The 23,605-nt window shown below is 60.4% G+C and carries 19 protein-coding genes; 11 read left to right on the forward strand and 8 right to left on the reverse strand.

Annotation, left to right across the window (positions count from 1 at the left end):
• Positions 1-186: 186 nt before the first annotated feature.
• Complete coding sequence (locus LPW11_RS04485; protein WP_230996937.1) at positions 187-1,392, forward strand: tetratricopeptide repeat protein; 1,206 nt, start codon at positions 187-189, stop codon at positions 1,390-1,392.
• Positions 1,393-1,838: 446 nt separating this feature from the next.
• Positions 1,839-2,765, forward strand: coding sequence for a DMT family transporter (locus tag LPW11_RS04490; protein WP_230996938.1), 927 nt, complete (start codon positions 1,839-1,841; stop codon positions 2,763-2,765).
• 85 nt (positions 2,766-2,850) lie between these two features.
• On the opposite strand, the gene LPW11_RS04495 is transcribed toward LPW11_RS04490, so the two are convergent.
• The 3 genes from LPW11_RS04495 to LPW11_RS04505 form a co-directional block, all read right to left on the reverse strand.
• A complete protein-coding gene (locus tag LPW11_RS04495) occupies positions 2,851-3,195 on the reverse strand; it encodes a c-type cytochrome (RefSeq protein ID WP_230996939.1) in 345 nt (114 codons plus the stop codon).
• A gap of 31 nt (positions 3,196-3,226) precedes the next feature.
• Positions 3,227-4,696 (reverse strand): PQQ-dependent sugar dehydrogenase, encoded by a 1,470-nt coding sequence (locus tag LPW11_RS04500; protein ID WP_230996940.1) that lies wholly within the window; start codon positions 4,694-4,696, stop codon positions 3,227-3,229.
• 246 nt (positions 4,697-4,942) lie between these two features.
• Complete coding sequence (locus LPW11_RS04505) at positions 4,943-5,275, reverse strand: hypothetical protein (protein ID WP_230996941.1); 333 nt, start codon at positions 5,273-5,275, stop codon at positions 4,943-4,945.
• A gap of 301 nt (positions 5,276-5,576) precedes the next feature.
• Between LPW11_RS04505 and LPW11_RS04510 the strand changes: the two genes are divergently transcribed.
• A complete protein-coding gene (locus LPW11_RS04510) occupies positions 5,577-6,863 on the forward strand; it encodes a heavy metal-binding domain-containing protein (protein WP_230996942.1) in 1,287 nt (428 codons plus the stop codon).
• Positions 6,864-6,896: 33 nt separating this feature from the next.
• Complete coding sequence (locus LPW11_RS04515) at positions 6,897-7,997, forward strand: ankyrin repeat domain-containing protein (protein ID WP_230996943.1); 1,101 nt, start codon at positions 6,897-6,899, stop codon at positions 7,995-7,997.
• Between the two features lie 234 nt (positions 7,998-8,231).
• Here LPW11_RS04515 and LPW11_RS04520 read toward each other — a convergent pair whose 3' ends face one another.
• From LPW11_RS04520 to LPW11_RS04530, 3 genes are all read right to left on the reverse strand, one after another.
• On the reverse strand, positions 8,232-10,076 hold the full coding sequence (locus tag LPW11_RS04520; RefSeq protein WP_230996944.1) for a sensor histidine kinase: 1,845 nt from the start codon (positions 10,074-10,076) through the stop codon (positions 8,232-8,234).
• An 18-nt stretch (positions 10,077-10,094) separates the two neighbouring features.
• The gene (locus LPW11_RS04525; RefSeq protein ID WP_230996945.1) at positions 10,095-11,285 is read right to left on the reverse strand and encodes an FIST signal transduction protein; all 1,191 of its coding nucleotides are present in this window, start codon (positions 11,283-11,285) and stop codon (positions 10,095-10,097) included.
• A 355-nt stretch (positions 11,286-11,640) separates the two neighbouring features.
• Complete coding sequence (locus tag LPW11_RS04530; RefSeq protein ID WP_230996946.1) at positions 11,641-11,922, reverse strand: hypothetical protein; 282 nt, start codon at positions 11,920-11,922, stop codon at positions 11,641-11,643.
• Positions 11,923-12,096: 174 nt separating this feature from the next.
• Between LPW11_RS04530 and LPW11_RS04535 the strand changes: the two genes are divergently transcribed.
• The 3 genes from LPW11_RS04535 (at position 12,097) to LPW11_RS04545 (ending at position 16,973) form a co-directional block, all read left to right on the forward strand.
• Positions 12,097-13,368, forward strand: a complete 1,272-nt coding sequence (locus tag LPW11_RS04535; RefSeq protein WP_230996947.1) for a B12-binding domain-containing radical SAM protein — start codon at positions 12,097-12,099, stop codon at positions 13,366-13,368.
• Positions 13,369-13,521: 153 nt separating this feature from the next.
• Entirely contained in the window at positions 13,522-15,702 is a 2,181-nt protein-coding gene (locus LPW11_RS04540) for an MASE3 domain-containing protein (RefSeq protein ID WP_230996948.1), read from the forward strand.
• A 266-nt stretch (positions 15,703-15,968) separates the two neighbouring features.
• Positions 15,969-16,973, forward strand: a complete 1,005-nt coding sequence (locus tag LPW11_RS04545) for a hypothetical protein (protein ID WP_230996949.1) — start codon at positions 15,969-15,971, stop codon at positions 16,971-16,973.
• Between the two features lie 523 nt (positions 16,974-17,496).
• Here the strand turns inward: LPW11_RS04545 and LPW11_RS04550 are convergent.
• A complete protein-coding gene (locus LPW11_RS04550) occupies positions 17,497-18,096 on the reverse strand; it encodes a TetR/AcrR family transcriptional regulator (RefSeq protein ID WP_230996950.1) in 600 nt (199 codons plus the stop codon).
• Between the two features lie 143 nt (positions 18,097-18,239).
• Here LPW11_RS04550 and LPW11_RS04555 point away from each other — a divergent pair, with 143 nt between their 5' ends.
• From LPW11_RS04555 to LPW11_RS04570, 4 genes are all read left to right on the forward strand, one after another.
• On the forward strand, positions 18,240-19,334 hold the full coding sequence (locus LPW11_RS04555; RefSeq protein ID WP_230996951.1) for an NADH:flavin oxidoreductase: 1,095 nt from the start codon (positions 18,240-18,242) through the stop codon (positions 19,332-19,334).
• A gap of 70 nt (positions 19,335-19,404) precedes the next feature.
• Positions 19,405-19,617 (forward strand): 4-oxalocrotonate tautomerase DmpI, encoded by a 213-nt coding sequence (gene dmpI, locus LPW11_RS04560; RefSeq protein ID WP_230996952.1) that lies wholly within the window; start codon positions 19,405-19,407, stop codon positions 19,615-19,617.
• A 223-nt stretch (positions 19,618-19,840) separates the two neighbouring features.
• Complete coding sequence (locus LPW11_RS04565) at positions 19,841-20,359, forward strand: YgjP-like metallopeptidase domain-containing protein (RefSeq protein ID WP_230996953.1); 519 nt, start codon at positions 19,841-19,843, stop codon at positions 20,357-20,359.
• Between the two features lie 201 nt (positions 20,360-20,560).
• Positions 20,561-20,953: a YidB family protein gene (locus tag LPW11_RS04570; protein WP_230996954.1), complete on the forward strand. Its 393-nt coding sequence runs from the start codon at positions 20,561-20,563 to the stop codon at positions 20,951-20,953.
• 78 nt (positions 20,954-21,031) lie between these two features.
• On the opposite strand, the gene lon is transcribed toward LPW11_RS04570, so the two are convergent.
• Positions 21,032-23,482 carry an endopeptidase La gene (gene lon, locus LPW11_RS04575; protein ID WP_230996955.1) on the reverse strand — a complete coding sequence of 817 codons (2,451 nt, stop codon included), beginning with the start codon at positions 23,480-23,482 and terminating at the stop codon, positions 21,032-21,034.
• Between the last annotated feature and the right edge of the window lie 123 nt (positions 23,483-23,605).

Below are 23,605 nucleotides of genomic sequence, written 5' to 3' on the forward strand. Positions count from 1 at the left end.
AGGGGGGATTTGCCTTGGCGCCAACTGGAGGGGGCCGATGACGACAATTCGCATCTTCGAAAGGTCAGGATCTAGTTGACTTGCGAATGAAAGTAAGATAGTCAACATGTCCAACCTAGCTCCCGCTTCATCTCTGCAAATTACCGATGCCACGTCGTAAGCCGCAAATCACTAAAGGAAGGACACATGGGCTTTTTCAGCAACATCTTCGGAAACAAAGAGGAAAATTCCGCAGCCAAACCTGGGGTAGCCGGTTTCGTTTCTGCTCTCGATCTGCACCTGCGCGGCGACACCGCCCCGGCACTGACTGCGTATCAGGCAATTGCGGAAGCCGTCCCCGACGACAATCTTGCACCGTTTTTTGCGGCAGCCATAAACGCGGCAGCCGGAAAGACCGCTGAAGCGGCCGAAGCCCTTCGCACCATCAGCCGGCGCATCGCGGCATCCGGCGAGAGCATGTCCCACGCCCTTTCCCTCGACCTGGTCGCACAGGTTGGTCACGAGCCGCTGATCAGCATCCCTGCAGTTGCCAACATAATCGAGGCGCTGGGGGACAACCTCAAACAGCAGGGATTCGTCCAGGAGTGCGGGGTCTGCTTCGAGGTCGCCGCCGCACTCGTCCCGGATCGGGCAAATGTGCTCTACAAGCTCGGCGACACGCTGCACGATCTGCGCATGTACGAGTATGCAGAGTCCGTCCTCCAGCAGGCGCTGAAAGTCGCCCCCAACCACTGGGGCGCCATGTACACCTACGCGGTTCTGCTCCAGGATATCGGGCGCAACGAAGAGGCGATACCGCATTACGAAAAAGCAGCGTGGCTCAATCCCGACCACGTGAACTGCCAGAACAACCTCGGCGCGGCGCTTCTGAGGGTGAACCGCCTGGAGGAAGCCCTTTCCCGCTGCACCGCGGCCGCAAAGCTCGATCCCTCTTCTCCCTTTGTAAAAATCAACCTTGGGAACATCCACCTCCTGATGGAGGATTTTGCCAGCGCCCGCGAGTGCTTCACCGAGGCGATCGCGCTGAACAGCAATCTCCCCATGGCGTACTTCGGTCTTGCCTCTGCCGAGCAGTCAGTCGGCAGCAATATCGAAAAGGTACTCGAGCTGTACCGCAAGGCGATCGCCATTGCCCCTGCATTTGCGGAGGCGCATCACGCAATGGGGAACCTCCTCGCCGCCAGCGACAACGCGGAAGCGCTGTCGCACTTCTCCGCGGCAGCACAGATAGACGATGAGCTCCCGAACCTTCACAAGGACTTCGGCAGCGCCTGTCTCCGGCTGGGACGGAGAGAGGAAGCGCTGGAGCACCTGAAGAAAGCGCAGTCGCAGGCCCCGGACGACGCGGTCGTGCAGGAGATATTGGCAAACGCTGCAGCGGCGCCGGCCTAGGGAGCTTCCTTTATAGCCGGAACATGAAGGGGACGTGTCTGTACGGGCGCGTCCCCTATCTTTTCCATAGTTTCCATAGTTCTCGAAAGCTAAAGCGCCCGGCAGTGCGTCCAGACTGTTGGCGGGAATAAGCGTAGCGTTTCCGGCATGCGCTGGTGCCGACCGCGTCCATGGGTGGACTGCCGGGAACGCCTGGCGGCTTATCCCGGCCTACAGTGACCACATCAACGGCTGGCGAGAGCGTCGCGTTAGGCGCGCTGATATGTAGGCCGGAATAAGCGTAGCGTTTCCGGCATGCGCTGGTGCCGACTGCGTCCATGGGTGGACTGCCGGGAACGCCCGGCGGCTTATCCCGGCCTACAGTGACCACATTAACGGCTGGCGGAGGCTCACCCCGTAGCGGCGCTGGAAAGGAGAAAACCATCAACAGCGTATATTGGAAACTCGTGGTAACCACCTTCTTCTGGGGCGGAACTTTCGTCTCCGCCCGCTATGCAGTCAGCGAGGCTCCACCATTTTTTGCGGCCAGCTGCCGCTTCCTCATCGCCTCGGTGGTCCTTGCCCTCCTCACCGCGCTGCAGTCACATCGCCAGGGGCACTCCTTTCCTGTCCCGGCGAGCCTGCGGCAGGCAGCAGGTCTCTTCAGCCTTGGCCTCACCGGCGTCTTTCTCTACAACGCCATCTTCTTCACCGGGCTCAAGCTCACTACCGCCACCAGCGGCGCGCTGATCGTGGCGATAAACCCTCTTCTCACCGCGGTCCTCTCCGCGCTGTGGCTGCGGGAGAAGGTGAACTCCGTCCAGGTCGCCGGCATCACCCTCTCCCTTGCGGGAGTCTTTGTCGTCGTTGCCAAAGGGTCCCTGCAGGTGATCTCCAGCCTCTCGTTCAACAAGGGAGACGTTATCATGCTGGGGGCGCCGCTTTGCTGGGCGCTGTACTCGATCCTCGGAAAGAAGATCCTCGCGAGCTTCACCCCTCTCGCGGCAACAGCCTATGCATCCGCCTTCGGCACGCTCCTCCTGATACCTGCTGCGCTTCTTGAGCATGCGGCAGCCGGGGCGCCTGTCCCGGGCTTCTCCTTCCTCGGCTGGCTGGCAATAGTGCAACTGGCCCTTCTGGGGACGGTGGTGGGATTTGTGTGGTGGTATCAGGGAGTGCAGAGGATCGGGACGGCCAGGGCCGCAGCCTTCGTTAACCTCGTGCCTGTCTTCGGCGCACTGCTCGCGTCGGTCTTTCTGAAGGAAAAGCTGATCCCTGCTCAACTTCTGGGGGGTGCGATGGTGATAATGGGGGTCTATTGGGGCAGCCGGTCGCGGTGCCGGACGAGAACGGCTTCAATGCCAATGGTCAGTGCAGACGAGGCTAAACCGTGACGCTGCGGTCATTTGAGTTCCGCCGGGGGCTCTCCCTGTGCGGAAAGGTGAGCCCCGAGCATACATGGGGGGAAGGCAAGATGCTCTACTTCCCGTCGCTCTTCCTGAGCGTCTGGAGGTAGGCCACGATGTCGTCCAGTTCGTTGTCGGGGAGAAGTTCTTTCGAAAAGGCAGGCATGGCCCCTGCCCCGACCCGGACCTGTGTCTTGATCATCGCCGCCGGCAGCGGCTTGTTGTTGAGCGCAAATCCGAGTCCCGCCTCGCCGCCGGGATGGCACTTGTTGCAGTGGTACATGTAGGCCCGCTCCCCGCGCGCCACTTTCTGGGAATCGATCTGTATGGGCTCTGCAATCGGCTCACCCCGGCGCGCAGTTCCGCACCCCGCTAGCAGGACCATAACCAAGGCGGCAACATAAAGCCTCACGCGCATCTTCCCCTCCTGTCTCTGCATATCTTCCGGCTCATCGTCCGGTCGCGGTCCGCGTAATCTTCCAGAGAACTCCTGTCTTCTGCACCGGCAGAGCGCCCATTTCCGTCTCCTTCAGCACCCCGAAGTCGACCACGTACAGCGCCTTTCCGGTCGGGTCGAAGCGCGCAGCCACGGGGCGTTCCAGGCCGCCGCTATAAAGGGCGGAAGCCGGGCCGCTCTTCTTTCCCTTGTTGACCGCAAACTGACGGATCACCCCAGTCTTCACATCGACGCGCACGACCTTGAAACCCGCGGGAGCGGCAAGTTTTCCGGTCGTCGGCGACTGATCGCCGAAGAGGGCGATGAAGGCCTCGCCGCGGTGGCCAAACTCTTCGCTGCGGGAAAAGTCAAAGCCGTTTGCCGAGGCATGAACCGGAAGCAAGGCAGCCGGACGAGGAGGTCGCGCGGGATACTTCTCCAGCAGGAGCTTCGGTCTTTCCTGAAGCAACGGCTTGAACTGGCTCCCTTCGTCGAGACGCAAGCCGCCGCTGAAGTCGGGCCACCCGTACCACCCACCGCGCTGCACCTCCCACAGGGGGTCTCCCGCACCGTACACCGGACGGGCGCCTCGCTCGTCGTACCCGTTGTCCGTCACAAAAAGCTTCCCCTCGGCAGAAAAGGCGATGCCGAATGGATTGCGAAAGCCCCAGGCGACGAGCTGGGGGGCGCCCCCTGCCGGAGAGACCTTGAGTACCGCGCCGTTACAAGGCACCCGCCCCTTGATGACCTCTCCCTTGGAGGTCGACGTGCCGAAAGGGACATAGGCTCCGGTCGATACCTCGCCGCTTCCCTTCAAAAAATCGGGGGTGCGGTAGTTTTCACCGGTGAGGGTGACGTCCTGGCAGGCGATGTCGTGGAACTGGGGATAGCGCTTCAGCCACCCGAACTTGAGGTTGTCCTCGCCGACGACGCCGGAGTTGGTGACGGTGCCGAGGCCGAAGTAGATCCAGCCGTCAGGTCCGACTGCCGGGCCGTTTGTGTGATGATCGCCGCGGGTCGGGAGGTTGTCGGCAAGGACGGAAACCGTGCCGTCGTGGGCGACGCGCAGAATTCTTCCCCCTTCGAGCTCCCCCCCCTCCGCGATGTAGAAGGACTCGCCGTACCTCGCCACCCCGGTCCACGGTCCGTTCTTCTCCCCCTTGGCGACCACCGTGAGCTTCCCGTCCTCTACCCGCAAAAGGCGCGGCACCTCCCACACCTCACCGTAGGAGTAGCCGGCCTCCACCACATACGGTGTCCCCTTTTCATCAAAAGCGACACCGGTCGGGAAGGTTAGTCCCGTGGCGACGACCTCGACCTGGTAACCCTCCGGCACGGCAACGTCGTCCGGATTCAGCAACCGCTCACCCCCCGCCGGGAGCTTCGTGATCTTCCCTCCCCCTGACGTGGGGCGCATCCCCAAGCACCCGGAGAGAACCAGGCAAAGCGCCGCCACACCTGCCGTCGTAATGAATCTGTACATGATCGCCCCTCATTTGCGAGATTTAAGTCAAGACGATTGTAGAGGGGTGCCATCTTCTGTCAAGGCAGCCGGCGGCAGGCAGGAAGTAAGAGTTGTGGTCGACTCAAGAGAGTAAGAGATGCAGAAATGAAAACGGCAGCATCCCTGTTTCGGGTGCTGCCGCTTTTGCCTCAAAAGAAGTGCAAGGACTGAGGATATCGTTGGTAAAGGAGGGGGCGCACCTCGCATCTATGCGCCCGGTGTCATTCAGCTTACTTCCCTGAAGACATGGATGGTCGATTCCATTTTCTTCTCCAGCCACGCCACATAAATCCTGGTGCGTCCCAGCATGAGGGAGGCGATGTATTCATGACGGCCGTCGCAGACGATGAACCTCTCCCCCTCCCAGTGCCCGACGATCGGCGGCCAGCAGGCGGCATCCCCCTGTTGCAGCAAGCGCCTCCACTTTTTCTCCACCGCTTCCGGCGTCATCATCGCATGATTACCGAGCTTGCAGCAGTCGATCTCGATCCAGTCCGACTTCACCACCTGATCCGGCTGAATGCACATCGACCTGTCTTCCGCCACCGACACTGACATATTCCACCTCCCGTCCGATCGCCGCCACCGGCGCACCCCATGCACGCCACCAGAGACAGTACAGAAAAAGCCCTGAAAAGTTAAGGTTTTAGATCACAGGAAAGACGAATGCCACGCCAAGAATACGTAAATGCAAAGCCTGACCCCAGGGGTCAGGCTTTGCATTTGGGTATTTGGACGCTACTGAACAGCAGCCACCTATGAAGTTGCATTCCTTTCATAAAGACATTAGGATCACCTCGCGTCTCTCCGGCACCGGTGCCGGCGGGGCCCCTACCCCACTCTTTCGAGGAGGTCTTTCTTGAACCGAGCTACCCCCAACGTCTCCGGATATGACCCCAGATCCCACAGCCGGGTAAGCGGCCTTTCGGGAAACGAGATATTCTGCCTCCAGAAGATGGGGCTCTCCCCCGGGAACCTCTGTGTCGGCAACAGCGTCTACGCCCTCGGCATCAAGGGGAGCCTCACCGCCGGACTGAACATCCTCGTGGGCGGCGAGATCCCCGAGGTGACGGGACTGATTCACGACGGCCGGGTCAATGCCATAAGCCGCATGCTGAAGGAGGCTGAAGCGTGCGGCGGGTACGGCGTCACCGGGGTGACCACCGAGCTCATCAACCACGCCAGCAACATCGAATTCCTCTCCATCGGGTCCCTCATCCACCGCTCCTCGGGGGAAAGCGAGAAGGTCGCCTTTTCCACCTCGGCGGACGCACAGGAATTGTACTGCCAGGTCGACGCCGGGTTTCGCCCGGTCCACTACGTTCTCGGAAACGTCGCCTACTCCATCGGCGTCGGAGGCAATATCGGCGGCTTCTTCCGCAGCCTCGCCCGCGGGGAGGTGCGCGAGTACTCGGAAATATTCGACCAGACCCGCCACCTCGCCCTGGAGAGGATCACCCGCGAAGCCCGCCAGTGCAAGGCGAATGCGGTCGTCGGCATCAACACCACCATCACCCCCTTCATGGGGGCGCAGGAGATGCTCCTTCTCGGCACCGCCTCAAACCACCCTGCCCTTGCCGCCTACGCCCAGAACCCCGTCACCAGCGACATGACGAACGAGGAGATGTGGAACATGATCAACATCGGCTACCTGCCGCTGCGGCTGGTCATGGGGGTCTCAGTGTACTCGCTCGGCATTGTGGGGGGGTTGAAGTCGATACTGCAGTCGATGGTGCGCGGCGAAGTCACCCCGCTCACCTCCCTGCTGTACGAGGCGCGCGAGAAAGCGCTGGACCGCGTGCAGCGCGACGCCGACCGCTGCGGCGCCGATCACGTCGTCGGGGTGAAGATCCACGTCTACCAGCTGGGGGGAGGGCTTATCGAGTTCCTCGCCATCGGGACGGCGGTGAAGAAGATGGAAGGGGTCACTACGCGCTCACCGGTACTGATACCGCAGGCAATTATCCGGGATCGTGATACCTTTTTTGAGGGCGTGCCGCAGAGGGGGCGCTCCATGGATCTGGGAGAGAGCAGGAAGGCGTCGGCGTCTTCCACCCAGGGGGGGCCGATCGCCATAATCGTCACGCTGGCAATGTTCGTCTTCTTTCTCTTCAACTTCATCATGCCACTGTTGCGACACCACTAGGGAGCAGGCAGACAAAGTGCAGGGAGGCGGCCCATGGATAGAGCTCCTACCACGAACCCTGTTGATGAAGATGCCGAGAAGTGCCCGTCCTGCGGTTACCTGAGTAGCGGAACGCTCACGATCTGTCCCCGCTGCGGGATCGTGGTGGAGAAGTACCTGCACCGCCAGGCCCGGATCGCGTCCGCCGCTCTCAAGGGAGCAGGTGAGGGAGCTCCGGCAAGAGGCGGCATGAAAACCTTGCTCTGGGCCCTCCTTCTTCTAGCGGCAGGAGCGATCCCGATCGTTTTCTTCGGCGGAAAGGAAGAGCTGAAGAGAGTGACGTCGGGGTCTCTTTCGCCGGCGGAGAACGCCTCGAAGCTTTTCCATGCCGTCCAGCAAAACGACGTGGCGACGGTTAGGCGCCTCCTCTCTGCGAAGACGGATCCCAACTTTGTGGAGAACGGGAAAACGCCGCTGGAGGCCGCGCTCGGGAAGGAATACACGGAGATCGCCACGCTCCTTGTGCAGGGGGGCGCGAGCCTCTCCTTCAACCGCGCGGCGGACGATCCCTCACTGATCCAGGAGTGCATTGCAAAGGACCTCCCCGCCTCCGTGTCGTGCCTGCTAAACCTCAATGCCCCCCTGCAGGAGCTGACGCCGAAGGGGCATGCGCCACTGGTCCAGGCTGTCCAGAACGGCGACCTGGTGATGGTGCGCATGCTGATGGAGCACGGCAAATCCGCCAACATCCGCGATCGCTACGGCAATACCCCTCTGATGGAGGCCGCCCGGACCGGGCGGGCCGACATGGTGAAGCTCCTCATCGGCAACGGAGCAGATGTCAACGCCCGCGACAAGTCGGGGTACACGCCGCTCATGTTGGGGATCAAGAAGACGGAGATCGTCAAGATGCTCATCGACGCAGGAGCAGAGATCAATGTGAAGACCGCGATCAACTATACGCCGCTGCACTGCGCCGTCGCCGCCCTCAATCTCGACGCCGTGAAACTTTTGATCGAAAAGGGCGCAGACGTTTCAGCAAAAGACGCCCAGGGGGTGACGCCGCTCAAGATCAGCACGGCGCAGCGAGACGCCACGTCCGGCCCCTTCCCGGAGATGACGGCATTGCTGAAAAAAGCGGGAGCGATTGAGTGACGGGAGAATGAAGTAACGAGTGGAAGCGGGATCGATGGCGAAAAAGCGGTTCTTCCGGGAATTCCGGGGGAGCGTGGGTACATTGCCACGAAGCACTGCAGAAGCCCTAGCGTTCCCCCCTTCGCAAAGGGGGGGACGCGAGGCCTCGTGCGGCGTTCATTGGAAAATACTACGGCTTCCCCGGAATTCTCGGATGAGCCTCAAAAAGGCGGGTAGTGGCAAGCGGGGGGAGAGTCACACCTCGATCCTGAACTCCGCGCCCCCGTCGGCGTTGCGCGCGCTGAGGGTGCCCCCCATATTCTTCTCGATGATGTTCTTGCACATGTACAGCCCTATGCCGGTTCCCTGCTCTGGCCCCTTCGTGCTGAAATACGGGTCGAAGACCTTATGGATGATCTCCTCCGGTATCCCCCCCGCGTTGTCGGTTATGGTCACGACCGTTTTCCCCTCTTCGGTAAATATCCTCGTCTTGATGCTCGGCGCTGCCGTCTTCCGCTTGATCAGGGCGTCGCGCGCATTGATGAGGATGTTCAGCAGAACCTGGGTAAACTGCCCCGGGAAGCCGACGGCGGTGGGGTTGCCGCTGCGTTCCACATCGACGACGATCCCGTGGGCCGCCAGCCCACCCTCAAGGAGCGAGAGCGACTTTTGCAGGATGTCGTAGATGCTGAACTCCATCTTCTCCTTGTCAGTCCTGAAAAAGTAGCGGAAGTCGTCGATGGTCTTCGACATGCCGTCGATGATCTCCAGCGTCTTGTTCACGTTGCTGTCGATATACTCCTCCGTCAGATCTCCCATCCCCTTCGTCATCTTGAGATCCTGGACGAGAAGCCCCAGGATGTTGAGCGGCTGGCGCCACTGGTGGGCGATGTTGCTGAGCATCTCCCCCATGACCGCCTGCCGCCCCTGGATGACGAGCATCTCGTCCTTCTGCCGCAACTCGTGCACCGCCTCCTGAACCCGCTGCTCCAGCGCCTCGCTGAGCTGGCGGTACTTCCGCTCGCTCTCCCGCAGCGCCTCCTCCGCCCTCTTGCGCTCCGTGATCTCCTCCGTCGTCCCCTCGTAGTAGAGCACCTCCCCGGCGCTGTTCCTGACGGTGCGCGCGCTTACGGAGACCCAGATCACGCTCCTGTCCTTGCAGTACATCTCCGCCTCGAACCTCTCCACCGCTCCCTTCTCCTCGAGGTGCCGCGTGATTTCCGCAAAGACCTCCGGCCTCACGTAGAGCTGTGTGCCGGCATCGGTGACAGAGGAGACGAAGTCATGCGGAGAGGCGTATCCGAGCATGCGTGCGAGAGAGGGATTCGCATCGAGGTACTTCCCTGCAGGGGTTCTCTGGAAGATCCCCTCGACGGCGTTGTCAAAAATGCTGCGGTACTTCGCCTCGGCGACCCGTTCATGTTCCAGCGCCCGCTCCATCGCGCGGCAAAAGATGCAGTTGTCGACCGAAGTGGAGATGAGACCGACGAGGTTACCCATACTGATGAGCGCTGCGTCCTCGTTGACCTTCCGGTAGTACTCGGCGCTCTCGGCGCAGTTTCCGACGACGAGGAGTGCGGTCGGATAGGAGCCGGCACCGACGGGGTAGATGAAGAACTCATCCATGAGGAGCTTTGCGCGAAGCTCCGTCAACTCCCCTTCAGCATCATCCGTGCAGATCAGACACTCCGCCCCGTCGAACAAAGGGCGCAGGACCTGGGCGTCGGGATCGAGCGTTAATTGCTCCACCCGGTCTTTCTCCTCGGGAGCATAATATCCGTCCAGGGCGTAGACCCGGTAGCTTCCCGCTTCCTCGTTCAGCTGGAGTAATATGGCCCTCTCGAAATCCAGGTTCTGCACCACATGCTCCACTGCATACTGAAAGATCTTGCCGAGGTCCAGCGTCACGTTCAGTTTCTTGTTCAGCTCGTAAAGATCCTTGTACTCCTTCAGCTGGACGTCCAGTTCCTCCTGGTACTCATAGAGCTTCGTCTCGGCCATGATAAGGCGCTTCACCTGCTGGGAAAGGGTTTCGTTTTCCCGCTGAAGCTCCATCATCCGGTCCTGCTCCTGGGTAACCTTGTCAGGGTCTTTTCTCATAGCATCCCCGAGACCGGCTCAGTAGACGGCGGTGACGACGGCCGTGAAGTTGTGGATGCAGTTGGAGGTGGCAATCGGGCCGATCTCGCCGTACGTATAAAAACCGATCCAGGGGATGTCGGTTCCGATATCTTCCTGGAGGGAGCGCAGAAGCTCGATCTTCTCCTGCTCCCTGAAAACAACCTTCCCCCGCCCCATGCATTCGAAATGCATCACCAACTTAGGTTTCCGGGCTCCCGTCTTCTCCCTTATCTGGCGCGATATGGACTTCAGCCCGTTCCGGATCAGGTCCTTGTCGCGGCGCACGATCCACAACGACGTGCCGCTCGAAACGTCGGACTGGATGGTGACCGAGCCATCGTCGTCGTTCTTGCCGATCATGTAGCGGACGATGTACTCGCCGTACTCTTCCTTCAGCTGCTGTGGAGTCTTGAATCCGAGGCAGAGGTTTAGCGACATCTTGTTCCACTGGGTCGCCCAATCCTCCTCGACGTACTCCCTCAACGCCTGGAGCGCGGGAATGCCGTCGATCTCGTAGATGACGTTTCCCTTGCTGCGGGTGATGGTGCGTCTGGAGCCGATCGGGACGCAGCCGTGGTTGATCCCCCAGGCGACCTGCACATCACCCGAGATCACCACGCAGCACATCCCCTGGGTGAGGACCTTGTCGTCGTCATACTGGTAGGTCTTGCGCACGGCCCAGTTGTCCCCGGCGAGCCCGCCGAAGAGGGGGAGTACCTGCTCAGGGGAAAGGGCCTTTTCGAAGGCAGCGCGGAAAGGGTCGAAGTCAAAGGTGACGCCGTCGACAAAGAGAAAGAAGGCGCGACTGTCGGAGCGCAGAAACGGCTTCATCTCGGCGGCAAGACGAGAGCCCCCGTAGTCTGGCTCGCTGGTGATGTCCTCGATGCAGGCGCGGTCGAATTTCACTTCGTCCGAGGTGATTGCCATGACGCAGACGCTGAAGTTCGTTTCGGAAACCATCCCCTGCGTTAGCACCCCTTCGCCTGAGCAACCGCACAGCGGTGCTTCGGATGTCGCCTCCCTTATGGAGCGCACCAGGATCTGCTGGTTGTATCCGACAGTTGCAAAGGCAAAGACGAAGTCCGCCTTCCCTGGCCCCTTCTGCTCGAGCGCCTTTCGCGCCGCCTCTTTCCCCGCCGCTTCCGGGTTTTTAAGGATGCTGTAGCCGACTCCCACCGACGTTCCCATCGATAACTCCACCCTCCTTGGCGCCGTTGCCCGATTGCGGGAGGTAACGCAAAAAGCGGTTTTGGACTCCGTGTCGCCGCGGGAAAAGGTCCCGATTCCTTCCGCTCAAATGGCTGGCGGCTGCGGCATCGAGAGGGCGAACCTCTCCCCGCTCACCTTTGCCTACGGCAAACCGTTCCTCCACCCTGCCGTCCCCTGCATAAGGACATTATAGCTCCAACAGAGAATGTGAGGGAAACCCGGACTCTGCGGCGCCGGACGCGAAAAAGCGGCGTGAAGCATCTCACGCCGCCATGACCCGGGGTCAGGCTTTGCATTTGGGGATTTGCTGGAATCGCCATATGCAATGCCGGAACTACTTTTTCTTCTTCTGGGCCGGTGTATCGGCCTTTACCTCCACCGAGACCGCCTTCATCGTGTACATGACTGTTACCTTGCTTCCGACCTTGAGGTCGCCGGTGACCTTCGTCCCCTGGTCCTTCGCTATCTGCCACTTTTCATTTCCCTTTTGCACCACGATCATGTCGTCCTTCACCTCGAGCACCGGGCCGGTTACCTGGTACGTCTTCACCTGGGCGGCAAATGACGTCGTTGCGGCAAGAAGAACGAAACCTGTCAACGCAGCTTTAAGTCTCATTTCCTGATCCCCCTCTGTCAGTGTGATCTTTGACTTAATAGCAAAAGTTCCCTGCAATTCAAGTCACAGCGGTGAAGGCCCCTTCCCCACGCACCATTATTTAGCTTTTGTAATCTCTTTTCAAAGAAAGTAGAATGCGCCCGCGACATATCGATCCGCATGGAGGAAAGTGCCATGAGAGTGCTTCTTATCTCTGCAAATACAGAAAAGCTGTACATGCCCCCCCTCCCGCTGGGCCTCAACTGTGTTGCCAAGGAAATCCGGAAAGACCGTCATCAGGTGCGGCTGGTGGACTTGATGGGAAGTGGCGACAATCAATCAGTGATTCGCCATGCCATCGAGGAGATGCAGCCACAGGTAATCGGCATCTCGGTGAGAAACGTCGACAACCAGAACATGGCAGAGCCGAGATTTCTCCTGGAGCCGGTTCGGGAGGCGGTAGAGCTGTGCCGCACCCTCTCGGACGCCACAATCGTCGTCGGCGGCGCGGCCTTCAGCCTCTTTCCGGGGGCGATCCTCAGCTATCTCGGGGCGGACATCGGAATCTGCGGTGAGGGGGAAGTCGCTTTCGCAAATCTTCTCCTGGCACTGGAAGATGGCTGGGATCCGGCGAAGATCGGTGGGGTATGGCTCCCGGGCCAGAAGGCCGGGAGCGTTGCGTACAGAGAGGATCTCGACATCCTCCCCCTCCCCGACCCTTCCTTGTGGAACGTCCCAGCCGGGCTCGCGGGAGAGACATGCGTACCGCTGCAAACGAGGCGCGGCTGCGCCATGAGGTGCAGCTACTGCTCCACGAGCGCCCTGGAAGGGACGAGAATCAGGAAATACGACATAGACAAAGTCGTGGAAGCGCTTGGCGAGCACGTGGCGGCAGGTTTTACCGACTTCTACTTCGTGGACAATACCTTCAATCTCCCCCGGGACTACGCGAAGTATCTCTGCGAGGACATCATCAAAGCCGGGTGGAAGATCCGCTGGCGCTGCATCCTCTACCCCGGGTTCATCGACGAAAAGCTTGTGAAAAAGATGGCCGACGCCGGGTGCTTTGAGGTGAGCCTCGGTTTCGAGAGCGGCAGCCCTCTCATCCTCAAAAAGCTGAACAAGAAATACACTACCGACCAGGTGCAGCTTTCCTCGGAACTGCTGCGCAAGCACGGCATCCGCAGGATGGGGTTTCTCCTTCTCGGCGGTCCGGGAGAAACAAGGGAGACCGTGCAGGAGAGTCTCGACTTCGCGGATTCGCTCCGCCTGGACATGCTGAAGGTGACGACCGGAATAAGGATCTACCCCGGAACCGCGCTAGAGAAGATTGCGCGAAAGGAAGGGGTTATCGCCAGGGGAGACGACCTGCTCCACCCCCGCTTTTATCTTGCAAAGGGGCTTGAGCCCTGGCTCGCGCCGCTGTTAAGGGAGTGGATGTCACAGCGACCGTACTGCATCACCTGAAAGCGCGCCGGGGCAACGAGCGGAATCCACGCCCCGCTGCCCCGGCGCCCCCTGCCGCTAGCGCTGGCAACGCTTCAGTAGCCAATTGAATTTCTTTATAAAATAGCTACAATGTACGCGCCCTTACGTTCACCCCCCCTTCCCGGAGACCCAATGTCCGCACCCCAGGAACGCCTGCAGCAGCTTTCCCCCCGCGCACAGGTCACTGCTACCTTTGTAGCATGCCTGTTGCCCTTTCTGATGGTGCAACTGCTCCCCTCCCAGCTTGACCGGGTCATGGAGAAGAGTTCCTACCTGGTCTTCCACAACATCGCAGAGTTTTTCAGCATCATGGTCTCGCTGTGCGTTTTCAGCGTCGGCTGGTACACCTACGACCAGTCGAAGGACCAGCGCTCTTTGCTTTTGGGAGGCGCATTCCTCCTGGTGGGGCTGCTCGATTTCATGCACACCCTCAGCAATGCGGCCATGCCACCCTTTATCACCGCGAACTCCACGAACAAGTCGACGCAGTTCTGGATCGCCGCAAGGGGAGTCGATGCGTCCGTTTTTCTTCTCAGTGCCTTCGTAAATCCGAAGAAGCCGATCCGTTCCGTATCGTGCTCCACAGTCATAACCGCTGCACTGGCCCTGGCAGGGATCATCTTCACAGCCGTCATCTTCTATCCCGAGTACCTCCCCGCGACAGCCATCCCGGGTGTGGGGCTCACCCCGCTCAAGCGCTACCTCGAGCTCATGATCATTGCCGTTTTGTGCGCGGCCTCGGTAATGTACTGGAAGCGGCTGTGCAACACCGGCGACAGGAATATCCTGTATTTCCTGAACGCGCTCATCATCTGCATCTTCAGCGAGGGGGTCTTTGCTTCCTACAAGACCGGCTTCGACACCTACAACGTGCTCGGGCACATCTACAAGGTCGTCGCGTTCTACCTCATCTACAAAGGAATCTTCGCTGCCGCAGTGCGCAAGCCGTACCTAGACCTTTCGCGTGCAAACGAGAAGCTGATGCGCCTGAACCGGCTGTACACGGTCCTCAGTGAAACGAACAAGTGCATCGTAAGGGCAACCGAGCGGGACGCACTTTTTCGGGACGTCACAGAAGTCGCAGTTCGACACGGAGGTCTGCGCACCGCGTGGATTGGCGTGGTCGATGAGAATGCAGGGGAAGTCACAGTCGTGGCGTGGAGCGGGGAGAAAGAGGGGCATGTCGAGGGGGCGGCGCCAGTGCGCGACGCCACGCATGGAGCAGGGCCGACCGCCATCGCCATCAGGGAGGGGGGGCTCCGGATCTGCAGCGACAGCATGAGCAAAGACGCCCCCGAGCCGTGGAGGAAGGAAGCGCAGCGCTGCGGGTTCGGCTCATCAGCAGCCATCGCCCTCACCGTTCACGGCAAGGTCATCGGCGCGCTCACCATGCACGCTGCGGAAAGGGACTTCTTTCACTCGCAACTGGCCAACCTGCTGTCGCAGATGGCGACGGAGATCACCTTCGCACTGGAGAACATGGAAGTGGAGGCGCGCCGCCGCGAGGCAGAGAAGGCACTGCAGGAGGAAACGCTGGAGCGCCTGCGCGTGATGGAGTCACTCTACCAAAAGGACCGGCAACTGATCCACCAGAGCCGCCTGGCGGCGATGGGGGAAATGATCAACAACATCGCGCACCAGTGGCGGCAGCCGCTCAACGTCGTCGGCCTCATCGTTCAGGAACTCCAGATGATGCACGAAGCGGGAGAGTGCAGCCAGGAATTTCTGGACAAGAGGGTGGAAAAGCTGAAGGAGCTTCTTTTCCACATGTCGCAGACGATCGACGATTTCCGTGATTTCTTTCGCCCTGACAGGGACAAGGAGCGCTTCCAGGTGAAGGGAGTTGTCACCCGAACCCTCTCCCTCATACGGGACAGCCTGATGAACCAGAGGGTCGAGGTGGAGGTGGAGATAAGCGACAGTATGGTGATCTACGGCTATGCGAACCAGTACGCCCAGGTCCTCCTCAACATACTGATGAATGCGCGCGACGCCTTCGCCGAGCGCGACGACATAAAGAGGCGCGTCATCACGATAGCTGCCGGATCAGACGGAGAAACCGATCGCCTCGTCGTCACCGACAATGCAGGCGGAGTCCCTGAAGAGATCATCCACAAGATCTTCGAGCCATACTTCACCACCAAGGGGCCGGACAAGGGGACGGGAGTCGGGCTGTACATGTCCAAGCTCATCATCGACCACAACATGAGCGGACACCTTACTGCACGCAACACCGCCGACGGCGCGGAGTTCATCGTGGAGATCCCCTGCGCACCGTCAGGAGGTGCAGAGGCGAGCTCTGCCGCCCCCTGAGAGGCAAGCGTGCCGCGGCGGGCGCGTCATCACAACGCAACCGGGGTCAGGTCTTGAAATATAAGGTACTGCAGTCGAAAACACTAAAATTCAAGACCTGACCCCCTGACAAGTTTTCTCCAATTAAAATAATTGTTGTATGTTTCTCATAAGAACAGTAGAATCCTCACGCGCTGGCGGACAGGGTTCGCCATCTGGAATGTGATTTTGTGCCCGCTGCAGCCGCGCCGAAATTATGCCCGCTGCAGCGAAACCCGGAGGACGACATGAGAAAGATTCTCGTCACAGTATCGATCCTATTGATCAGCACGCTGTTACTGCTCCTCTCCGGCTGCGGGGGGGGCGGTGGCGGAGGGGGGGCTACCACTATCGGAACTCCTGCCGCTGCACTCACCAGCGTCGGGTGGTATATCGAGAACAACGCTCCCGACTACAACAGCGGGACGACGTCCAGCATGATCGTCACCCTTTATTACGACTCAGCCCTTGCGACGTCTGACATCGACGGGTTCACTGTAACCGCGCCCGCCGGAACCCGCTGGACCTCGGCTGCGACGGCGAGCCAGTTCGGCACCAGCAGCAACGGGAAGCCGTTTATAAGCAGGAGGCTCGTGTACGGCAGCAACAAGCAGTCCTTTCCTCTGGCAGGTATCTGGACCTTCACGCTCACGCTGAAAGATGGTACGACCGCTACCATTCAGCGCACCTTCCACGAGCCGGGAAGCGCCGCCGATGCCACGCATGCCTACGTCTACACCGCGGCCGACTGGACTCCTACCACGAACGCCTCCGACTATGTTGCATCCCTCGCGAGGTTCCCTTCGGAAGGGTACATCGTGGAGTACTCTCCGGACAATGACGGGATGATCACGACCAGGGGGCTCGCGGAAGTCACAGCGGCATATCTCGCCGCTGAGCCACGCGCCTACAACATGTACTGCTGGCTTTACGACGCCAACAACAGCTACCTCGGGCACTCCGCACTTCAGTACTCGCAGGTGAACCACTCACCTACCGGACTGGTGACACCGCAGGGGGAGCTTGCCATTGTGCCGGCACTGACGACGGCTTCCGCGGGGACGGTCGATCTTTCCAAGGTGAAGTATCTCCGCTTCGTCTATACCGATGGGGCGCAGTACGCACCCGCCTCCTACAGCCAGATCGACTACCACTCCGTCTCATCCTTGGTGGCGGTGCAGACAGCATCGGCTCTAGGGGGATTTATCGATGTGGCGCAGTCAGCGCTGTTGCAGGTCCAGCCGGGGCTTTAGGATCGGCTGGCGGCACGGGAAGCTCCGCGAGGTTCCACGACCACGAAAAGAAAAGATCAGGTAGGAGGTTCGCCCTCCTTTGATCCTCATGAAGCCGCCGGGGCAGCAAGTGCCTGGCGGCTTTTTCGTTCTCCGGAATGGAACTCCGTTAGGGCGGCCCCGCCCCTGTCGTGTGCTAGCGATGGCTACGGGAAACGCCGGCGTTCAAGGCACTTGTAGGCCGGGATAAGCCGCAGGCGTTCCCGGCATCGGCGCAGCCGAACGCAATGCCGCACCGGGGCTGCCGGAAACGCTACGCTTATTCCGGCCTACATGCTGATCCGGCGTATCGGCTGAGCAAGGCAAATCCCCCCCGTCCCCCCTTCGCAAAGGGGGGGACGCGAGGCCTCGTGCGGCGCTTCGTTGAAACATACTACGGCTTCCCCCGACTTCCCCGATGAGCCCGCAAAGGGGGGACACGCGACTTCTCGTGCAGCCATTCGTGGCAACGGGCCTGCTGGCGCGAGCGCCTCCTTCTCTTGACCTATTTCCTTCCCTGCCCTGTCGCTATCCCGGCAATGAGCTGACGCACCAACTGGCGCGCGAAGCTCGCGTCGAGAGGGGCGTGCTGCATGAGGAGACGGTACCACATGGGACCAAAGAGTGCGTCCACCGCGACTTCGAGGTCGATCTCCGCGTTCAGCTCGCCACGCTCTATTCCCTTGCGCAGGATCCCCCGCACCCCTTCCCTGCGTGATTCGATGAAGCCGGAACGAAAGGCTTCCGCAAAATTCGGATCGGCCTGGGCTTCTGCAATGAGACCTGCGAGCGCTTTTCCGGATCCCGAGGTGGCTATCCGGGTGAAGATGCTGTCCAGCAACCGGAAAAGATCTTCCTCTACGGCGCCGGTATCGGGCATCGGTATCTGCTCGGCTACGGCTAGAGCGTAAGCCTCCAGCACCACCATGGCCTTTGAACTCCACCAGCGATAGATCGTCTGCTTCCCGACCCCTGCCCTTGCAGCGACCGCCTCCAGGCTGAGGCCGAAGTACCCGTTTTCCTGCACCAGGTCGAGCGTTGCCGCAAGGATAGCTTGATGAGCTTCCTTGCTGCGGCGACGCGGATATTTGCTATCTTCTTCCATGGCCGGCAGCTTATACGAGACGAGACGCTTTGTCTACTTTGCCTTGACAAGACGGACCGTCTCGCCTATCGTTACCCCTCGAAGTTAGGTGCATCGCGCCACCAGCACAGCCGCGGCGGGATGGATCTCGCAAAAGGAGGACCATGATAACCATGCTTCTGGAATCCGCCACCATCGGAAAGCTGAAGCTTCGCAACAGAACGGTGCGTTCGGCAACCTGGGAAGGAATGGCGGACGACAACGGCGCGCCCACAGCTGCGCTGAACCGCGTTATGACAAATCTCGCCGCCAAGGACGTTGGTCTTGTGATCACCGGCCACTGCTACGTAAGCGCGGAAGGGAAAGCGGGGCCACGCCAGATCGGTGCCTATGATGATGCCCTCATACCTGCACTGTCGTCGATGGCAAAAGGAGTGCACGAAGAGGGGGGCGCGATCGTGCTGCAACTCGCCCACGGCGGCGTGAACGCGCTCGCCAGCAGTACCGCCATCGGCCCATCGGAGCTGACCACCGCTGCAGGGAAGAGCTGCCGGGCGATGGATGGTGAGGACCTGTTGAAAGCCGCCGCATCATTCGCGGCCGCCGCGCTGCGTGCGAAGAAGGCGGGTTTTGACGGCGTCCAGATCCATGCCGCTCACGGCTATCTGCTGAGCGAATTCCTCTCCCCCTACTACAACAGGCGCACCGACCAGTACGGCGGCAGCATCGATAACAGGGCGCGCCTCCTTCTCGAGACGTACCAGGCAGTGAGGGACACGGTCGGGGCGGAGTATCCCGTCCTCGTTAAACTGAATTCCGAGGATTTTCTCGAGGGGGGCTTTTCCGTACAGGAGATGGTGGCAGTCTCCCGTATGCTGCAAGCCGCCGGGGTTGACGCCATCGAGCTTAGTGGTGGAACGATCTACGAGCCGGGACGGTACGGGGCGATCCGGACCGGAAAGGTCCCACCGGAAGAGGAAGGGTTCTACCGCGCAGCGGCAAAAGCATACAAGGAAGAGGTCACCATTCCGCTGATCCTCGTCGGCGGCATACGCTCCTTTGATATCGCGGAAAAGCTTCTCGCAGCGGGGGAGGCTGACTTCATCTCCCTGTGCCGTCCGCTGATCCGAGAGCCGGGACTGGTGAAACGCTGGCTCGGCGGCGACCTCGCCCCCGCGCGCTGTGTTTCATGCAACAGCTGTTTCGCCCCTCTCATCGCGAACAAGGGGATCTACTGCCCTCTCGACCGCGACGAATGATTCCTATAGCCCGCTGCGCTGAAGTCGACACTTCACTTCACCCTGAACATAACCCTCAAAGGAGACGAACATGCCCGTAATCACATGGGAAGGCGGAAAACTCACAACTGAACAGAAGCGGGAGCTTATTACCACCCTCAGCAAGGCAGCATCCGAGATCACGAAGGTCCCCCTCCACTTCCACTCCGTGCTCGTCCGGGAGCAGGCCGACGAGAACCTCGGTGTCGCCGGCGAAACTGTCGCCGACCTGAAGGCAAGGCTTTCCCAGGCAAAACCGGAGTAGCTTTCACTCCCTCTCCCCGCTAAACGCCGCGCGACTTCCTTCCTCCAGCGGGGAGAGGTTACCCCGAACCTTTGGCCGCGTCCGCCGGAAACGGTGAAGGGGTGCCTCCTGCCGGGTTGTCCAGCCGCCGCAGCAGCAAAAACCCTCTGGCTTCCCCCCCTTCCCCTGGTGTATAGTCACGCAAAGGCGCATCAGCCGCCAATTTTCCCGGCACGAGAGAGAGATGAACAGCGAGCAGAGCATCACGTTGAAGTACCTCGACGGATACCCGGATGAGATCAGGGCGAAGGTCGGCGCCCTTGTGGCGGGCGAGAAGCTCGGCCCCCTCCTCCTGAAGAAATACCCGTCGGCGCACGGCATCAAGACCGACAGGGCGCTGTATGACTATGCGGTAGCCATAAAGAACGAGTACCTGAAGAAGTCACAGCCTCTTTCCAAGGTTGTCTACGACCCGAAGATCAGCACCATCAACCATGCCCTCGGCCTGCACGCCTTCGCCTCGCGGGTGCAGGGAAGCAAGCTCAAGGCAAAGCACGAGATAAAGGTCGCCTCGATCTTCAGGGACGCGCCCCTGGAGTTCCTGCGCATGATAGTGGTCCATGAACTCGCCCACCTGAAGGAGAAGGATCACAACAAGGCCTTTTACAGTCTCTGCGAATACATGGAGCCCGCCTACCACCAGTTCGAATTCGACACCCGCCTCTACCTGACTCACCTCGACCACGCCGTCCCCCTTTACTGATTCCACAGCCACCGCCAGCACTCCCGGCATCTCTGCCAGCGCCTTCGGCCGCCGGAATGACGGCAGATCCCCGAGACTGTTGCATCCGCGCGCCAGACGTGTAAACTATTAATTTGGCAGCAGTTTTATCGACCGGAGATACCACCGTCGCAAGGAGGCTGCACGGACTCCATGCAGCCTTGGAGGTAGAGGAGGTTTTCCATGGGAATGTTCGACGACATGGCAGGGAAGGCACAGGGATTGATGGGACAGCACGGCTCCCCCGGCCTCATGAAGGGGATCGCGCACATCCTTTCCGGAGGCGGACTGAGCGGGATCATCCAGTCCTTCAGGCTGAACGGACTTGGCGACATAATGACAACGTGGATCGGCAAGGGAGAGAACGCACCGATATCCCCTACTCAGCTTAAGGAAGGGCTGGGAAACGAGCGGATTCAGCAGGTGGCGGCAGAGGCCGGGATATCCAACGACGAGGCGGCAACCCAGCTCTCGGAGCACCTCCCCAACGTGGTTGACAAGCTGACCCCGGACGGAAGGGTCCCGGAAGGGGGAGCGCTGGAAGAGGGCATGGACTTCCTGAAGAGCAAGTTCTAGGGGGAAGAGTGAAAAAAAGGGGGCGGCGAAGCAGCCGTCCCCTTTTTCTATGCATGCATCTCCATCACGGAGTTCTCGTCAGTACTCGCCGTCCTCGTATATGGTGTCACTCCCTTCTTCCAGCATTTGTGCCGGCACGCCGGACGGCGCGGATATCACCGGTTCCGCCGGTGACGGAACCGGCGCACCACCCGGCACAAAGGCTTCATTGAAGACGTCGTCGATCGTCTTCACCGGCACGATCTTCACCTTCTCGAGGATCTGAGCCGGAATGTCGACCAGGTCCCGCATGTTCCCTTCCGGCACGATGACGACCTTGATCCCCGCACGGACCGCACCGAGGATCTTCTCCTTCAGTCCGCCGATCGGCAGGACCTTCCCCCGCAGCGTTATCTCGCCGGTCATCGCCACCTCATGGCGCACCGGCTTCCTGGTGAGGGTGGAGAGTACCGCGGTCGCCATGGTGATTCCGGCGGACGGGCCGTCCTTCGGCAGGGCGCCTGCGGGCACGTGGATGTGGAGGGCCGTGTCGCGGAAACGCTCCGGAGGTATGTTGAAGCGCGTGGCGTTGGCGCGGATGTAGGAGAGGGCGGCGTCGGCCGATTCCTTCATGATTTCCCCCAGCGAACCGGTCAGGTGCAGGGTCGGCTTTCCTGCCATCGCCATCGCCTCCACAAAGAGAATCTCCCCGCCGACCGGCGTCCAGGCGAGCCCCGTCGCCGTCCCCACCTCGTCCTCCTCGAGTTCCGTGTCGAACACCCGCGGAGGCTCGCCCATCAGTTCCTCCACCTGTGCCGCGGTGACCCGGAAGTTCTCGGCGCTCCCTTCTGCTACCTTCTTGGCGAGCTTTCGGCAGACCTTTCCGATGGCGCGTTCGAGGTTCCTGAGCCCCGCCTCGCGGGTGTAGCTCCTGATGATGGTGATGATAGCTTCGGGGAGAAACTCGACCTGTGCCGGCGTCAGCCCGTTCTTCTCGATCTGCCTGGAGACGAGGTAGCGCAGCGCTATGTCCAGCTTCTCCTCTTCGGTGTACCCGGCCAGCTGGATGATCTCCATCCTGTCCAGGAGGGGGGCCGGGATACGCTCCAGGGAGTTTGCCGTGGTGATGAAGACGACCTTGGAGAGATCGAACGGCACGTTCAGATAGTGGTCGGTGAAGGTGTTGTTCTGCTCCGGATCGAGGACCTCCAGGAGCGCGGAATACGGGTCTCCCCCCCTGAAGTCGGTCCCGATCTTGTCGATCTCGTCCAGCATGAAGACCGGGTTCCTCGTACCCGCCTGCTTCAGTGCGTTTATAATCCTTCCGGGCATGGCGCCGATGTAGGTGCGCCGGTGCCCGCGGATCTCCGCCTCGTCGTGGATGCCGCCGACCGAGATACGCACAAACTTGCGTCCCATGGCCCGCGATATCGATTTCCCGAGCGAAGTCTTCCCGACTCCCGGGGGACCGACAAAGCAGATGATCGAACCCTTCGACGTCTTCTGCAGCTTGTGCACAGCCAGAAATTCCAGGATGCGCTCCTTTATCTTCTCCAGAAAGGCATGGTCCTCGTCCAGTACCTTCTTCGCCTCCACGATGTTGATGGAGTCGTCAGAGACCGTATTCCACGGGAGATCCACCATCCAGTCCAAATAGTTGCGTACCGTCTCCGCCTCCGGCCCTTCCTGCGGCATCCGCTCCAGGCGTGACAGCTGCCGCAGCGCCTCCTTCTCGGCGACCTCCGGCATCTGCTTGGCAAGGATCTTGTCCCGCAGATCGCTTGCATCGGCACGGGAACTGTTCCCGCCGAGCTCGTTCTGTATCGCCTTCAGCTGCTCGCGCAGGTAATACTCCTTCTGGTGTCTCTTTATCTCCTCGTCCACGGTGCTCTTGATCTGGTTTTGCATCGAGAGGACTTCCGCCTCCTTGGAGAGGATGTCGAGGAGGGTCTGCAGCCGGTGCACCGGGTCCGTCGTTTCCAGAAGTAACTGCGCCTCCGACATGGAGAGGCGGATGTTAGCTGCGATGGCGAATGCCACCACCCCAGGATCGTTTATCCCCTGCAGAAAGTTCACCAGCTCCGCAGGAATGCTGTCTCCCGAAAGGGCAATGGCGCGGAACCGCTCCATCACCTCCCGCATCAGCGCCCTCTCCTCCACCACATTCCTCACCGTGGAGTCGGGAAGATGCTCCACCGAGACCATGCGAAAGTTATCCTCCGACCAGATATCGTTTATGCGCGCCTTGGCAACGCCCTGGACCAGGATCACCGTGCCGTTTTCCTGCGGCACGGAGTGGAGCAGAATGCAGATCGTCCCCACCGGGTACAGGTCGTCCAGCGACGGGTCATCCGTCGCGTTCTGCTGGGCGACGAGGAAAATGAACCGGTCCTGCAGGAGTGACTGTTGCACTGCAGCGACAGAGAAAGGACGCTCAGCGGTCAGTTGAATCCGCATCATGGGGAAAATGACGGTGTCCTGTAATGGCAGCAGCGGCATCTTCTCCGGTACCGCTATATGACTGCTATGTTCATTGATGAGTTTCGCCATGACCTTCTCCTTTCTGGGTTTTGAGAAAATTGTAACATACTCGGCACCCGTGGAAGTGAACGACGTCATAGCGAAGGGCGGACGGCTGCACTGAGCACGTCTAAAGCTTCCGGTGCCGTGGAA

The sequence above is a fragment of the Geomonas sp. RF6 genome (assembly GCF_021044625.1).
Taxonomy (GTDB): Bacteria; Desulfobacterota; Desulfuromonadia; order Geobacterales; family Geobacteraceae; genus RF6.